We start from the raw sequence: 14914 nt of genomic DNA, 5'->3' as shown, positions 1-14914 counted from the left end.
CATGCCCGGCGCTGCCCTCCTCGTCCATCCCGCTGTGACCGGAACCGTCGCGGCGGTGCAGGGAGCCCCCGCGTTCGCGAACAGGGCGTTCATCATTCAGATGATCCTGATCGCCGGCATTCTGGGGATCACGGCGTGGCTGTTCCTGAAGCGCGGCGCCAAGCAGCTGGCGGTGCGCCGCCTGCTGATCATCCTGTTCGCCCTGTTCGCGGTGTTCACCGTGATCTTCCCGTCGATCCTCACTCAGGTTGCGCGCTTCGTCGGTGTGGGACGCGGCGCCGACCTGCTGCTGTACGCGACCGTGGTGGTCCTGTTGGGCTTCCTGGCGCTGCAGGAGGCGCGGACGAAGAACGCGGAGAAGCGTACAACGTACTTGGCGCGGCGCCTCGCGATCGCGGACACGGTGCACCCGGATGAGTACCGGATCGCAGCATTGGGCACCGTGCGCAGGGCCGATGGCGCCACCGGTGCTGCGGAGGGTGCGTCGCGCACTGATGGCTGACTGGGCTCGGTTCGCCTGGTCCGCGGCGTGGACTCTGGTCCTCGCTGTCGGACCAGGCGTTCTCATTCTCCGCTGCTGGGGGCTGCGCGGCCCCACCGTCTGGGCGGTCGCGCCGTTGATCACCGTCGCGGTGTCCACGCTCGCGGCGGTGGCGGCGGCGCCGATGGGGATCCGGTGGTCCCTGCCGGTTCTGCTGGTTCCGGTGCTGCTCCTGGCCGCTCTGGGGCTGGTGGGCCGACGGGTGCTGGCCTCACGCCGGGGCTCAGCCGCCTCCACGGAGACCGCGACTGGAGCGGCCGACGGGCCTGTGCGCGCGCGGACAAGGGAGCTACCAGTCCTGCCGCGTCTGTTCCCGCGCCCGTGGCTGTCGCTCGCTGTCATCGCGCCGGCGGTCGGCATCGCTGTGATGCCGATCCTCGTGGCGATGGGTGAGCCGGGGGCGTTCCTCCAGCGCTGGGATGCGTTGTACCACCTGCAGGCCGTGCAGCAGGTCCGCCTGACCGGAGACGGCTCCACGTTGCATCTCGGTCGTCTTTCTCTGGCGACAGATCTTCCTCGGTACTATCCGGGCGGGTATCACGCGCTCGCTGCCCTAGTGCCGTTCACCCCCACGCCGATCCTGCTGAACGCATCCGTGCTCGTCCTGGCCGTCGTTCCTTTCGTGGTCGGCTCGGCCTACCTGGCGCGTGTCCTGTTCATTCGGCGATGGTGGGCTCCGACCGCTGCCGCCGTCGCTGCCGCGCTGGCCCCTGCCGCTCCCGTCAATGAGTGGATCCATCTCTCTCCCATCCCGAACCTGGTGGCAGCATCTCTGCTGCCGGCACTGCTCGGGTTCGCCATCGAGACGTGGCGGGTTCTGCGCCGCCGATCGGCGGGGGTGCTGTCACCCGCCGTGATCGTCCGCGTCGGTGCCCTCGGTGTCGCTGGTTTCGGGGTCGCATTCACGCACCCGAATGTGGCTGTCTATGCCGCGCTCATCCTGGGTGCTGGTGCGGGCACGGACCTTCTGACCCGACGTGACCGTCACCTGAGGACGTGGGCGCTGGCCTGGACTCCACCTCTCGGGCTCCTCCCCTACGCCGCTGTTGTTTCCGGACGCCTCGGCATCAACCCCGGCGATTATGTCGGCGGCCTCGTGGTGCCTCTCCCCCAGGGCGCGGGCGAACTGGTCAGCGGCCTGTTGACGGTGTGGCCGATGCCGATCGGCGTGGCTCTGTGGATCGTCGCGTGGATCGGACTGTGGGCGATGCTGCGGCGCGGCTCGTTCCCCATCCTCGTCATGGTGCTGATCACCGGGGTGCTGTACATCGATGCTGCAATCGATTGGGAGCCGCAGCTCTCCGGGCTCTGGTACCGCGGCCAGGACCGCATCTCCATGTTTCTGACGACGCTGGTAGTCACCCTGGTGCCAGCGGGCCTGGCGCGTCTGCAGCGGGTGTTGGAGCGGCTGCCCGCAGTAACAGCGGTTGTTGCTGCATCAGCTGTGTTGCTCGCGGGAGTGAGCGTCCAGGACCGGGCTGACTATGCCGCGCTGAACCTGGACCTGGATGATCTGTCTCGTCCCCGCTACTTCGACTCCCATGAGCTGGCTGAACTGGAGCGGGTCGCTGGAGAGATGGACCCGGAGGTCATGCTGCTCGCGAGCCCGTTCTCCGGGGGGTCACACCTCCATGCCATGACCGGGCAGAAGGTGCGGTTCCCGGTTGCCGGCCAAACCTACAAGAAATCGCACAAGAATCTCGTCCTCGCAGCCCAGAACGCCGGGCACGACCCCCGAGCGTGTCAAACGCTGAAGAGCCACGGCATCGGATACGTGTACAGCGATGCGTGGGCGTATGGACGCGCTGAGATCTTCACGCCGTTGGGTGCAGTCGATCCGGCGATCGGTCAGGTGATCATGTCCACGGACCATTCCGTGATGTACAAGGTGGACTGCAGCGCTGACGGGTGAGACCGACAGCCCGGACGGCGAGTGATCCGGAGAAACGAGCCGCGCTCCCCGTCCGGGTCAGTCGCTATCCCTCACTTGCGGCGCGCGGGGCGGATCGTGGCGAGCACCGCAGCGGCACCCTTTCGGGCGCATCCCATCAGTGAGGCGTTGTCCTCGGTCCACTGGCGCAGATGCTCCGCGTCCGGGCGGGGACCGTCAATCGCTGCGCGCATAGCGCTGGCAACGGATTCCGCAGTGTACTCCGCGGCGAAGCCGAGGCTGTTGCCCTGCACTCGGTCGTGGGCTGCGCCCGAACCCGCGTGGATCACAGGGGTTCCGCAGCCGGTCGCGGCGTACATCTTCGTGGGCAGGGCGAACTCATAGCCGAGGCCCGGGGTGATGGAGCTGAGGCCCGCCACTGCGCCGCGGATGTATCCGGCGACGACCGATGCCGGAGCGCGGCCGTGGAATTCGACGCCGTCGATCCCGCGCTCGTGCACGGTCTGTTCGAGCTGGTCTCGCCCGGTTCCTTCGGAGAAGAACAGCAGGCGCGCTTCGGGGTGCGTGGTCCGCAGCTGCTCGAACGCGTCGATGAACACGTCAGCGCCCTGCCATTCGGACACGGTGCCGGCGTAGACGAAGTAGGGTCCGTCCGGCCGGTCATCCGGCAGGTCCCCGTCGGGTGAGAAGGACGAGGTGTCCACCCCGTTGCCGATCATGTGGAAGGTGCTGCGCTCCCCCACCAGTTCCTCGAGGCGCTTCTGCACGCCCGGTGAGATGGTGAGGACTGCGGCGGACCTCTTCCACACGGTGGTCTCCATCCAGCGCACGGCCTTCAGGACCACGGCGGGGACGCCGCCGACGGATTCTGCGGCGTCACACCACACGTCGGCAGCGTAGAAGGTGACGGGAACCCGTCGGATCGCAGCGGCGGCAAGAACCGCGAGTCCGGTGGTGGGCGGCGGTTCCGCCACGACCGCATCAACCCGGCGGGCAAGGAGGATGCGGAAGAACAGGGGGATGTCGAAGCTCATGTATGAGCCGTAACCGCGCACCTGCCCCATGGAGTCCCGCTTCACGGGGAAGCGCCGGACGTGCGATGCGCGCACCGTCCCGTGGGTGCCCGCCGGTGGGCGGGTGGTGAGGACACGGACGTCCGCTCCGACCTCTTCGAGCGCGACCGCCAGCGCTTCCTGCCGGAATGCTGCGGGGATGGGCTCGGGGGTGAACACGCGGGTCGCGACGAGGACCGTGGGGGTGCTCGCGTCGGGGCGGGCGTTCGTGTTCTTCGGCGTCACTGTGCCCGGTGCTCCTTCAGCGCTGCGATGACCTGTTCGGAAGCGTGGCCGTCCCCGTAGTAGTCGGGGCGCTCCGCGGTGGGGCGGGGTCGCATGACGGCATCGCGGATCTGCTCGGGCTTCGGCGCGAGAACGTTCCAGTCATCGCGCAGGGTTTCCACCCATTCGGTTTCGGTGCGCAGTGTGGTGCAGGGAGCGCCGAGGAGGTAGGCCTCCTTCTGCAGGCCGCCGGAGTCGGTGATGACCGCTGCGGCGTGCTGCAATGCGTTCATCAGATCCGGGTAGGCGAGCGGCTCCTCCACGTGCAGGGATCCGCCCTGCAGTTCGATGCCGGCGTCGGCAGCCTTCGCCTTGAGACGCGGGTGGGCGAACAGGGCAACGGGGATGTCAAGCTTCTGCAGCTCGGCGATGACGGAGCGCAGGTAGTCCGGGTCGTCGGTGGTGTCGGCTCGGTGGAGGGTGGCCACAGCGAACGGCTGTGCCGGATCGATGACCTTCGGCAGGCGCAGCTCGTTGCCCTTCACGGAATCAGCAACGGTGAGGCAGACGTCGGTCATCACATCGCCGACCACTACTGTGCGCTCTGCGAGCCCCTCCGACGTGAGGTGTTCGCGGGCCACCTCAGTGGGGGCGAGCAGGAGGTCGGCGGCATGGTCAGTCATGACACGGTTGTGCTCCTCGGGCATGCGGCGGTTGAAGGACCGCAGACCTGCCTCGAGGTGGGCGACGGGGATGTGCATCTTCACGGCGGAGAGGGTGCCGGCGAGCGTGGAGTTGGTGTCGCCGTAGACGAGCACCCAATCGGGCTGGTGCTCTTCGAGCACGGCGTCCATGGCGGCGAGCATGGCGCCGGTCTGGCGGCCGTGGCTGCCGGAGCCCACATGGAGGTTCACATCTGGCGCGGGAATGTGCAGCAGGTCGAAGAACGCGTCGCTCATCGCCTCGTCATAGTGCTGGCCGGTATGCACAATGAGGTGTTCCACATCAGCGGACTTGGAGGCGGCCTGCGCGACCGCTGCGAGCTTCACGAACTGCGGGCGTGCGCCCACAACTGACAGGATCTTCACGTCATTCCTTTGGTCGACTACCCCATAGTCTATGAGACGCCGCTCGGTGCCACATGCCCCACGCTCGCCGCATTGGGAAGGTCTCTCACACCGCCCTACACTGAAGGCATGTCCCGCCCCACCATCCTGGTCATCTCACTGTCCGATATCGCCTCCGATGCTCGTGTGCTGCGCCAGATCGGCGTCGCCGCTGAAGTCGGACACGTCACCACCATCGGGTACGGCCCGCATCCGACCGGCGCCGATGAGCACATTCAGGTGCCGAGCGACAAGCTGTCTCTTCCCCAGACCCCGAGCGGGGTCCTCAAGCTCGCGCTGCGCCGCTTCCGCTCCGCCGAACTCGACGCCCCTGGTGTGAAGTTCATCCTCGATGCTCTGAAGGAGCGGACCTTCGATGCAGTCATCGCGAACGAGGCGCGGATCCTCGCCTGCGCTCATCGCGTGGCGAAGGGCGCTCCCGTGTGGGCGGACCTGCACGAATACGCACCTGAGGAACGGACCCATATCCGCTCATGGCGGCTGCTGGTGGCGCCGCTCATGGACTACATGTGCCGAGAGTACCTGCCGAAAGCAACCGCGGCCACGACAGTGGCGCAGGGCATCGCAGAGCTCTATGAGGAGTCCTACGGCGTGCGCCCTGAGCTCATGCGCAATGCGGCCCCGCTGCAGAACCTCTCCCCCACCGAACTGGAAGGGGATCGGATCCGACTCGTCCATTCCGGTGGCGCTGTCCACGGCCGCAATCTCGAAGCGATGATCGACGCCGTCCGCCAGTTGCCCGAGCAGTTCACCCTGGATATGTATCTCATCGCCGCTTCGGACGGCGGCGGATACCTGCGTTCTCTGGAGCAGCGCGCAGCCGGTGATCCTCGAATCACGATCCACGATGCAGTGAGTCCCCAAGAGCTGCCGCGAGTGCTGAACCAGTACGACGTCGGCGTGTTCTGGATGCCGCCTACACACACCAATGGCCGCCTCGCGCTGCCGAACAAGCTGTTCGACTACGTACAGGCTCGTCTCGCACTCGCGATCGGACCGAGCATCGAAATGGTGCGCATCGTGCAGGACCACGATCTCGGAGTGATTTCGGAGTCGTTCGACGTCGAGGACATCGTCGCATCGCTTCGCACTCTCACGCCCGAAAGCGTCGCCGCCTTCAAACAGTCGTCTGATGCCGCAGCACCGGCTCTGAGCTTCGACAATGAAGCCGAGGTGGAAAGGGCCATCCTCCGACGGATGCTGAACGCCTGAGTCAGTCTCGGCTCATCCGGGTGCCACCACTTCCGCCGCCGTTCGCACCGGGGAACACCGGTTCGTCCGGATAAGGTGCACTGAGAACAGGGTTCTTTCTTGTGCTGCGGTCCCACCAGTCGCGGGGCGGGTCGATCGGGCCACAGGCATCGATCCGCCACACACGTGCGTCGCCGCCCTCAGCAACCAAGGTGAACCCCGAACCCGTGTCTACGCCGTAGAATCCCGGGGCGAACTCTTCGCGCTCATGCCCGGAATAGAATTTGCTGGTGTCCTCATAGAAGTACGCAACACCGTAATGATCGAGGATCGTGCACACCAACGGGTCGGAGGTGATGTCGTCGAAGTGCTTATAAAGGTATTCACCATCGAAGTCGATTGCCCTAGGATTCACTTGGGTGAATACCGATTGAGCGTCGGAATAGAGCGGCACATAGGCGACACCGGATGCTGGGTCGCCTATGATCACGGACCCCGCCGGGACCGACCGATCCAGATCCTTGAGCATCGCGAGCTCGGCCTCACTGGACACCGGGTGATGAAGCGGCGACTCTGCACCGACTGATTTCGCGTAGCCGATGGTCAGCAGCATCGCCATCATCGTGTGGAGGACGACGAACCCCGCAGTCCAGGCCATAAAGAAAAGCCTGCCCGGCTTCGCCAGAGCCCGCACCGGCCTCGCCCAGGCATCAGGTGTGCCGAGCATTCGGTCGATCACCACAGCAACGAGCATCGACACAAAGATGTTCTGCACAGCGAACAGCCGATAAGTATCCGAATACCACAGGCCCGACACGCTCGACAGAACCGGAAGTGGGAAATAGGTTCCGAGGATCAGCGGCACCAGCATCAGCCAGGCGGATGTGACCCACCGGGTCCGTTGATCACGCCACGCCAGGACGGCCCCAGCCAGGATAAGCGGTACAAAGATGAGCAGGTACCCGAGAACCATCGGAGGGTTGTTACCCACGGGCCAGTTCACCGCCGTACTCACGATCTTCGACAGCGCACCATCCCAGTTCGCAGTCGAGTCGCGCGAAAGATAGCCGCGGACCTTCGTCGGAGACGTCATGGCCAGAACAGCGACGACCACTGCGAGGGCGACACTGCCACCGGTAACCAGGCGCCGCTTGGGGGTCCAGCGGCGCCCCTGAACCTTGAAGACTCGCAGCCCCGCGTACACCGCGACGGGGATCATGACCCAGACAATTGTGAAGAACACCGATGGGTGCGTCAGCACCGCTCCTGCGAAGGCCACACCAGTGGCCGCCACAACGGTCAGCGCATAACTGTGCCGTTTGCGTGCTCTCCCCCACCGGAACCCGTTCCGCATCGTGACGATGAGTGCAAGAACGCCCGGAAGCATGGCGAAGCCGAGCCCATTCGGCCAAAAGGTCTTCGCCAGCACTATGTAACTCGGGAACGCAGGAAATCCAGCCGCCACTACGACACTCAGGACGGTCATCCAAGGTCGGTCAGGGAACACTTCCCGCGTCAGCGCGACCAGACCGATGACGAAGACGACGATGGGAACCAGATAGCCCATTACGTTCGCGCCGGTCACAATGTCCGTGATCGGGAGGGCAAGGAATGTGAGCGCGTGCCACACGCTTGGGTAAGTGACGTGAAGAGTGCGGAAGCCGTAGTTGAAGTCCATGGCCGAGAACATGGACGCATCACCGGAATGGCCAATCGCGTTGAGCCCGTTGTAGTGGTACATCGGATCGACGCGCGGGCTGGGCACCGTGGGGTCAACCCACTGGAGCAGCGGCACTGCCGTGACGAGACAGAAGAGTACGGTTGCCGCCAGAATGGCCCCCAACTCCGCCCGAGAGGGGCTGGATCCCGGAACCTTTCGGAAGATCCTCGCGGACGGCGGGACGATATAGCGCCGCAGGACAAGCGCTGTGATCACTGCAAGGACCACGACCAGCAGGTACGGCCCCCACCCCCAGTCCACGCGCAGCTTTCGACTGACGATCGCCATTCCCCCTGCGAGGAAGGCAGTCACTGCAGGGCCGGCCGCGAGCGCAAGCATCGTCCTCATCCGCAGAACCCTGAGCACCGCATAGCCCGGACCGACTGTGATGGCCAGCAGCACCGTCAGCAGAGGCACTGAGCTCAGCCACTGCACCAGGTATCCGGCACTCACCGGCGCCGCTCCTCACCGGCCCCGCGACCTACGCGTGGTCCCTGGGGAGCTACGACAGCGGGAGCGAGTTCGTCGATGACCTGGCGTCCGCGGCGAGCCCACGTATGGTTCCACCGCTCTTCCCGAGCGCGTGAAGCGAGGCGCTCCAGGCGGTGCGGTTCGGCGACCAGCTCACGCAGCGCTTCCCGAAACGAGGCTTCGTCGTACTCGATCGCTAGTCCGAATCCAGCTTCTTTGCCCCACTGGGCGGCAAGGGTTCCCTCACTCAGCAGGATCGGTTTGCCATGACTGAGGTACTCGAAGAATTTGATGGGTGCCGCGAAGGTACGGTACTCGATCGGTTCCACGAAGAGCACACAGGCAGACGCTGCGGCATAGTACGGCTCGAGCTCGTGACTGCGCGCATGTACCACCGTCACGCTGTCGTTCATCAGAGGACGATACGACTCGCGATGCCGTTCCCAATCAGCTTCGGGAACCACCATCGTCATACTGACGTCCTCCGTGCTGCTCACAGCCTCCACGCACATATGCATGCCGTACTCGGAACCAAGACCGCCCACGTACAGGAGATGAAGGGGACGGGGCATCGGCGACTCGGTGACGTCGCATCCGGGCGGGAGGGCGCTATAAGTGCCGGGGAGCAACGGAACGACCGGCCCCATCGCCATCGACGGCAGGAAGGTGTGGATCCGCAGCGAACGCAGCACCCACACATCGAACCGGTAGGCAGCCCCCATGACCAGCCGTCGGTACAGGGGAGCCCCGCTCAGTGCTTTGGGGAAGCGCCAGTAGATGTCCCGGTAGAACTGGCCAACAGGAATGCCCCGCCGGTGGGCCCACCAGAAGATCCGAGCGTCGAGGAACGGCGCAATTCCATTCTTCAGCGAAGATGCGAGCACGTTCGGCTGTGTCGAGTTCTCCGAATAGATGAAGGCGGGACGTTCGCCAGCGGCGACACGCGCTCTGAGCTGCCGGAAACCGTACGACCGCTGGCCGGGGCCACCCAGCAGATGACGCACCCTCAGCCCCTGGTCACGCAGTGCTCGCTTCATCTGCAGGGGCCGCAGACGGCTTCCACCCTTGGGTCGATACTCCAAAAAGTATGGGGCATGGAAGACAGCTGAGGGCAGAGCGGCGCGGTCGACCGCGGCCGAGTAGAACTCGTGATGCGACAACGCAAACGCAGCCTCGCTGACGCGTACAGATGCCTGCTTTCTGATCTTCCGGCGGTATGCGGACCGTTGAGCGGCCGACATCGAGGCGTGCTTCTCGGCGCGGCGCCTCATCGCAGCACTGAGGTCGTCCACCAGTTGCTCAGAACTTCCGCCGGCGGGCTGAGCGACAAGCTCAACAAACTCACTGCCCTCCGCATTGCGAGCGTGAGTCCCCGCCCAGGTATCGGTGACGATGAGATCAACACCGCAGATGAGAGCTTCGCTCAGGACCGTGCCACCCGCCTCCCTGACACTCGCCAGGACGAGAGTGTCAGCAGAGTTGAGGACGGCCGGCAAATAGTCCCTCGGCACCTGGCCCATGAACTCGACACGGTCCTCAACACCAAGGCGGGCCGCGGCGCCGCGCAGCTGCGCGACCCGGTCGCCATCGCCCCCGGCGACGATCAAGCGCGCCGGTTCCTGCACAGCGGTAAAGGCTTCCAGGGTCTCTTCCACCCGCTTGTTCGGGTTCAAGTGGGAGATGTGCAGGAGCGTCCACGGAGTCGATCCCCCCGACGAGACGACCCCTGGTTCGTCGTCGCCCGGCTCCGCGATGCGGTTCAAGGACTGAGCGAAGGAATCGGCGACGGGAAGGTCAAGCGTCTGCACACCATCGATCACATAGCGCTCCTGCAGAGCCTCAGCGAACGGAGTCGAAACGGTCGCGACACCGTCGGCATCCCAGATCGCCTGAGTGATGACGTGATCGCGTGCAGTGCCGACACGACGCTCGAGACTGGAGGGACGATGCTCAGTCACGACATAGGGAACTTCCAAGGCAATCGACAGAGCCTGCGCAATACCAGCAGCAGGGTGAACCGAGTGAGCATGGATGACGTCGAAACCCTCAGCACCGGCCTCTGACTTCAGCCCGCGAAGCAGGAGTCGGCTCATCGCCGCGGTCTCCCACCGATGCAGTGGCCGAGCGAAGGCCGGCACCGGGACCTCGACGGTGGTCACTGCGCCGTCGTGCGTGACGGTTGTGCGGGCGAGGGGCCATCGGGAGGCGGGAATGACGCGTGGCACGAGGACCGTGACGCTGTTCCCTGATCGGGACAGCATCTGCGCCTGCTCGCGGAAGAACGAACCATTGAACGGCTGTTCAGCAGTCGGGTACCACGACGGGACCACCAGGATCTTCACGCGTCAGTCTCCTCCTCAGTTGGCTCCTGCACTTCAGGCCCTTCACGGTCGAAGCTGCGGGCAGCGAAATCAGCAAGCACCAGGTTAGTGGCCAGCATCGCCGCCATCAGAATCCCGAGCCACCGGATCGTGGGCAACAGGTCCATGGTCGAGAACTGCAGCAGTGCGAGAGGGCTGGCGCAGAAGACGACGGCGAACATCAGAGACCATTGCTGTTTCCCCGTGACGACGAAGACTGTGGAGATGGGAGATGTGACCAGTTGCATCATCAGCCATGGTGTCAAGGCTCGGGCGATATCTCCGGCGAGGTCCCACTGATGCCCGAACAACACCGTGAACAGCCACGGCGCCAGGAGATAGAGCAAACCAAAGGGAACCAGCGAGATCAGGAGGGACCGCATCATCGTGAAGCGCACGAGCCGGGTCATGCCACCGGGCTTCACGCGGGCAAGCTTTTGGAAGAACACCTGCGAGATGGCGCTGTTGATCAGGCCGATTGGGACTTGGAGGAGTCGCCACGCCAAGTTGAACTGACCGACAGCACCGAGGGCAACCGACCCGATCAACAGAACAATACCGTTGAGCCGGATCGCATCGACCAGCGCAGTGGGCATATTCAGCAGAGGCATCTTCTTGTACTCGGACAGAAGTGCCTTGGCCGACGGGGTGTCGTCGCTGATCGGCTGCACAAGATCCTTCGATCGCAGCCTGAGGTTGACGAATGCCAGCGCCTGCCCAGCCATGGTGCCGAGGATCAGGCCCGGCAAGGTGCGCACTCCCAAAGCTCCGAACGCAAGCTGTCCACCAGATGACGCCACCTGTTGCTGCATCCGGTTCAGAGAAATGGTCTTGTAGTCGGTGCGCCGGTTGAACCAATACTGCAGGACGGTCACCTGGGCAACGAAGAAGATCGTCAGAGCGCCGATGGGCATCCAGCTCGCAAGGTTCTCCGACCCGTACACGGAAATGATCAGATTTCGGCCGACCACAGCGGCCACAGCGAACAGCAGGGCCACCACGATGTTCGAGACTGTGGCGATCCGAGCGATTCGACGCGCAGAGTCGTCGTCTTCCGGCAGCATGATCGCCATATCCATGCGCATGGACGCAATGGTGATCGCGATGGTGGTCAGCGACCCGAAGACGGCGAACTGACCGAAGATCTCGGGAGTGAACATCCGGGCGGTGAAGACCATGGCAACCATGGCGACCGCCTGGGCGAAACCGGTGCCTGTGACCAGAATCCCGATGTTCTTCAACGTCGGGTACTTCGTCATCAGCGCAGTGACCCGTCGCCGCTTTCCGACCGGGGATTCCATCGGACTGACCGGACCCTCCCACTCACATCCAGAGATATAGGAGCGCCAGGGTAGCATGGCTATCAGCCCGAGTTAGGCCGAGACCACCGAGGAGCCCCCGCCCGTGCGAGACGTCCACACGACCTTCACCTCCCCGTGGCGCGAACGTGCCCCTCAGTCGTTCGAACTCAATGACGGTGATCGATTCGCTCGGGTCGTGACGTCCGCGGACTCCGTGGTGCTGTCGGCTGACAGACTCCGGTCCTGGCCCATCTTCTATCGAGTCACCGACGACGCCGTGCACATCGCCGATGACGCGTTCAGCTTGGTGCCGGATCGCCCGCGCATGGTGGATGCCGACGCGGGCAGAACCTTCGAGCACACAGGCTTCGTTCTCGGGCAGGAAACCCTGTTCCCTTCGGTGTCCCAGGTGCGCGCCGGGCAAGAGGTGCGGATCTGCCGACGGACGGGTGCTGTGACCAGCACCACCCCCCGAGCTTTGATGCTGACGGACTCCCCGGCCGCAGATGAACCGACCATGACGGCGCGGTTCGACTCCGCCCTCCGGGACAGCATCGACGACCTGGCCAAGCGCGCCGGATCGCGAACCCTCGCTCTGCCGATGTCCGCAGGGTGGGATTCACGGCTCCTCGCTTCATTGCTGACCACGTCCGCTATCCCGCGCGATCAGATCCTTGCGTTCACCTACGGCCTCCCCTCGGACGCCGAATCTGTCCGGTCCAAGCAGATCGCGGATTCATTGAACATCCCGTGGGTCAAGACAGAGTTCACGCAGCCGGAGCTCCGTCGTGAGTGGCAACGACACGGCGACGAGTCGTTCCTCCGCTGCTCGTCCCGGGGCACGGCCCTCCCCCATATCCAGGATTGGTACGCGATCCGCTCACTGACCACGCGGGGAATTCTCTCGTCCGGGTCAATTGTCATTCCGGGGCACACCGTCGTGAGCGCGGCCCGTTTGACGGGACTCGAGCATCTCATCGATCGTCCCGCTTCCTTCACCGATCTATCTGCTGCGATCCTCGCCCACATCGCGAAGGTGCACTGCACTTTGCAGGGGCGACCTGGGGCAGCGGCTCGGATCTCCACCGTCCGCCATGCCGCCGCAGATTACGCATCAGCGGAGTTCACCCGCCACGGGGCTCACCTCGATGCCACCATTACGGTCACGCGCCGCCAGATGATGAGTCTCGCCCGACGAGTCTGGCACGAGGAGCGCCAAGCCAAGTACATCCTCAATTCGGTTCGAACCTACGAGCACTTCGGGTTGGATTGGGAGCTTCCTCTGCATTCGCAGGCCGCGTGGGATATCTACACGGCGATGCCAGACTCTGCGATCGCCTCGCGCGACTGGTACGAGGGCCTGATCCGCCGCCGGTTCGCCGAGCATCACCCTGCTGCAGTCCAACCCGCCGCTCGTCGCGTCCCCGGACCGTCTGCGCGCCCAACTGCGACAGCTCGGGTTGTTGCATCCGCGAAGAAGGCGGGGTTGGCTGTCGGTCTCGGGGTGGCCGACACTCGGGTACGGCGCCTCCGGCATGTCCGCCGCCACCCACTCGGCTTCCGAGCCTTCCATCCCTCCGCAGGGTTCACACCCGTCGCGGTGGGCACACTCCTGGGCAAGAACGTGCTCGGACTCTTTGCACGACTCTTCCTCACCGATCGCTGGCTGCCCAACACTCATCTCTTCAATGAGTCCCGGTCCACAACAACCCCCGGGGAAGATCCCCGTTGACGGTCTCGGTGAGCTCTGCCCGACCGACGATCGACCATCTACTCAGCAAGGACGAACATGGACCACCCCACCGGGAGCATCGCACTGGCTACCGCCCTGTTGGCCATCCCGCCGACCTATTTCGTCACCCAGCACGCCGATGAGCTGATGCGCGAAGGCCGCGGCTACCGTTTCGCCGCGTTTCCTCTCGCGAGCCGTGTGGACGCGGACGCAACATCGGTTCCCATTGTTCCAGCACTTCGTCGCCCTGCCTCCTATCCTCAGCGAGCCTCGTTGGCGAAGATCGCCATGCCGCTCCAGAGGCGCGCTCTTGTCGCTGCCGCGCCGGATCTGATCCACCAGCACCACGGGACCTGGTCCGGCGGGGCTCGGGCCGCGTCCCGTGCTCTCGGCGTTCCCCTGGTAACCACTCTGCATGGCACCGACGTGGTCAGCGCGGCACGATCCGCCCCGCGCGGGCTGCAGAGGATCCATCAACAGCAGACCCGTGCCGCATTCGATGAGTCGGATCTCCTGCTCGCCGTCAGCGACCACCAGCGCCGGCTCGCCCTCTCCGCAGGGGCCCCAGCCGAGCGTCTGCATGTCCACTACCAGGGCGTCGACACGGACTACTTCCGCCCCGCGTCAGCGATCGAGTCCGCGGATCGTCCTCTTCGCCTTCTGTTCGTCGGTGCGCTGATTCCGCGGAAGCGCGCCGATCTGGCCATCGAGGCGTCCGCACTGATCTCGCGACACCAGGAGCACGAACTGCTCATTGTGGGCGACGGACCAGAACGGAGCCGACTGGAGGAGAAGAGCGCCTCCCTCCCGCACGTCCGCATAGTCGGGTCCACGGACCGTGATGGAATACGGCAATGGATGCAGCGAAGCGATGCCCTCATCCTGCCGTCCCACAGCGAAGGCGCCGGCTTGGTGATCCTCGAGGCGCAGGCCTGCGGGATGGCCGCGGTGGTCACCGGTGGCGATGGCAAAGCCGAAATGGTTGCCCCCGGGAGGACCGGAACCGTCGTCGACAGCGAGAACCCGTCGGCCGCTGACCTCGCCCACGCCGTGCTGGAATGGATGCCGGACGGTGCTGAAGCCCGCCGCCAGATCGCCGATGCTGCGCGCAGCTTCGTGGTCACTGAGCGGAGCGTCCACGGCGCAGCGGACATTCTCGACACGCACTATCGCACTCTGTTGGGCCGCTGACGTGCTTCTCGTCGCAGCAGCGACGATCAAGAGCCGGTGGGCGATTCGACGGACAGAGCAGTCGCTATGATGATCGCGAAATCCGTGACCTTTCGCCCGCCCCGCAGAAGGG

General features: G+C 64.9%; 10 protein-coding genes. 5 read left to right on the top strand and 5 right to left on the bottom strand.

What is annotated here, in order from left to right:
- Nucleotide 1 precedes the first annotated feature (1 nt).
- Both R3I40_RS02520 and R3I40_RS02515 read left to right on the top strand, forming a co-directional pair.
- Nucleotides 2–502, top strand: coding sequence for a DUF2304 domain-containing protein (locus R3I40_RS02520; protein ID WP_239375129.1), 501 nt, complete (start codon nucleotides 2–4; stop codon nucleotides 500–502).
- Nucleotides 495–2453 (top strand): DUF6541 family protein, encoded by a 1959-nt coding sequence (locus tag R3I40_RS02515; RefSeq protein ID WP_239375127.1) that lies wholly within the window; start codon nucleotides 495–497, stop codon nucleotides 2451–2453. Before R3I40_RS02520 ends, R3I40_RS02515 begins: the two co-directional genes overlap by 8 nt.
- A 71-nt stretch (nucleotides 2454–2524) precedes the next feature.
- Here R3I40_RS02515 and R3I40_RS02510 read toward each other — a convergent pair whose 3' ends face one another.
- Entirely contained in the window at nucleotides 2525–3730 is a 1206-nt protein-coding gene (locus R3I40_RS02510; RefSeq protein WP_239375125.1) for a glycosyltransferase family 4 protein, read from the bottom strand.
- The gene (wecB, locus tag R3I40_RS02505) at nucleotides 3727–4797 is read right to left on the bottom strand and encodes a non-hydrolyzing UDP-N-acetylglucosamine 2-epimerase (RefSeq protein WP_239375122.1); all 1071 of its coding nucleotides are present in this window, start codon (nucleotides 4795–4797) and stop codon (nucleotides 3727–3729) included. Before wecB ends, R3I40_RS02510 begins: the two co-directional genes overlap by 4 nt.
- Nucleotides 4798–4905: 108 nt before the next feature.
- Here wecB and R3I40_RS02500 point away from each other — a divergent pair, with 108 nt between their 5' ends.
- Nucleotides 4906–6048 (top strand): glycosyltransferase family protein, encoded by a 1143-nt coding sequence (locus tag R3I40_RS02500; RefSeq protein WP_239375120.1) that lies wholly within the window; start codon nucleotides 4906–4908, stop codon nucleotides 6046–6048.
- Between the two features lies 1 nt (nucleotide 6049).
- On the opposite strand, the gene R3I40_RS02495 is transcribed toward R3I40_RS02500, so the two are convergent.
- The 3 genes from R3I40_RS02495 to R3I40_RS02485 are packed head-to-tail and all read right to left on the bottom strand — an operon-like array spanning nucleotide 6050 to nucleotide 11837.
- Nucleotides 6050–8200, bottom strand: a complete 2151-nt coding sequence (locus R3I40_RS02495; protein WP_239375118.1) for a DUF6541 family protein — start codon at nucleotides 8198–8200, stop codon at nucleotides 6050–6052.
- On the bottom strand, nucleotides 8197–10560 hold the full coding sequence (locus tag R3I40_RS02490; protein WP_239375116.1) for a glycosyltransferase: 2364 nt from the start codon (nucleotides 10558–10560) through the stop codon (nucleotides 8197–8199). Before R3I40_RS02490 ends, R3I40_RS02495 begins: the two co-directional genes overlap by 4 nt.
- On the bottom strand, nucleotides 10557–11837 hold the full coding sequence (locus tag R3I40_RS02485) for an oligosaccharide flippase family protein (protein ID WP_285262127.1): 1281 nt from the start codon (nucleotides 11835–11837) through the stop codon (nucleotides 10557–10559). Before R3I40_RS02485 ends, R3I40_RS02490 begins: the two co-directional genes overlap by 4 nt.
- A 145-nt stretch (nucleotides 11838–11982) precedes the next feature.
- Here R3I40_RS02485 and R3I40_RS02480 point away from each other — a divergent pair, with 145 nt between their 5' ends.
- Together R3I40_RS02480 and R3I40_RS02475 are read left to right on the top strand one after the other, a co-directional pair.
- Nucleotides 11983–13611 (top strand): hypothetical protein, encoded by a 1629-nt coding sequence (locus R3I40_RS02480; RefSeq protein ID WP_285262126.1) that lies wholly within the window; start codon nucleotides 11983–11985, stop codon nucleotides 13609–13611.
- A gap of 57 nt (nucleotides 13612–13668) precedes the next feature.
- The gene (locus R3I40_RS02475; RefSeq protein ID WP_285262125.1) at nucleotides 13669–14802 is read left to right on the top strand and encodes a glycosyltransferase; all 1134 of its coding nucleotides are present in this window, start codon (nucleotides 13669–13671) and stop codon (nucleotides 14800–14802) included.
- Nucleotides 14803–14914: the final 112 nt, after the last annotated feature.

This window comes from Helcobacillus massiliensis (assembly GCF_033106145.1).
In the GTDB taxonomy this organism is placed as follows: Bacteria; Actinomycetota; Actinomycetes; order Actinomycetales; family Dermabacteraceae; genus Helcobacillus; species Helcobacillus massiliensis.
This window is presented reverse-complemented; position numbering and strand designations above follow the sequence as displayed.

Bases quoted from the DNA above. Each gene is read 5' to 3' on its own strand.
- R3I40_RS02520 (WP_239375129.1), top strand. From the start codon at position 2: ATGCCCGGCGCTGCCCTCCTCGTCCATCCCGCTGTGACCGGAACCGTC.
- R3I40_RS02515 (WP_239375127.1), top strand. From the start codon at position 495: ATGGCTGACTGGGCTCGGTTCGCCTGGTCCGCGGCGTGGACTCTGGTC.
- R3I40_RS02500 (WP_239375120.1), top strand. From the start codon at position 4,906: ATGTCCCGCCCCACCATCCTGGTCATCTCACTGTCCGATATCGCCTCC.
- R3I40_RS02485 (WP_285262127.1), bottom strand. From the start codon at position 11,837: ATGACGAAGTACCCGACGTTGAAGAACATCGGGATTCTGGTCACAGGC.
- R3I40_RS02475 (WP_285262125.1), top strand. From the start codon at position 13,669: ATGGACCACCCCACCGGGAGCATCGCACTGGCTACCGCCCTGTTGGCC.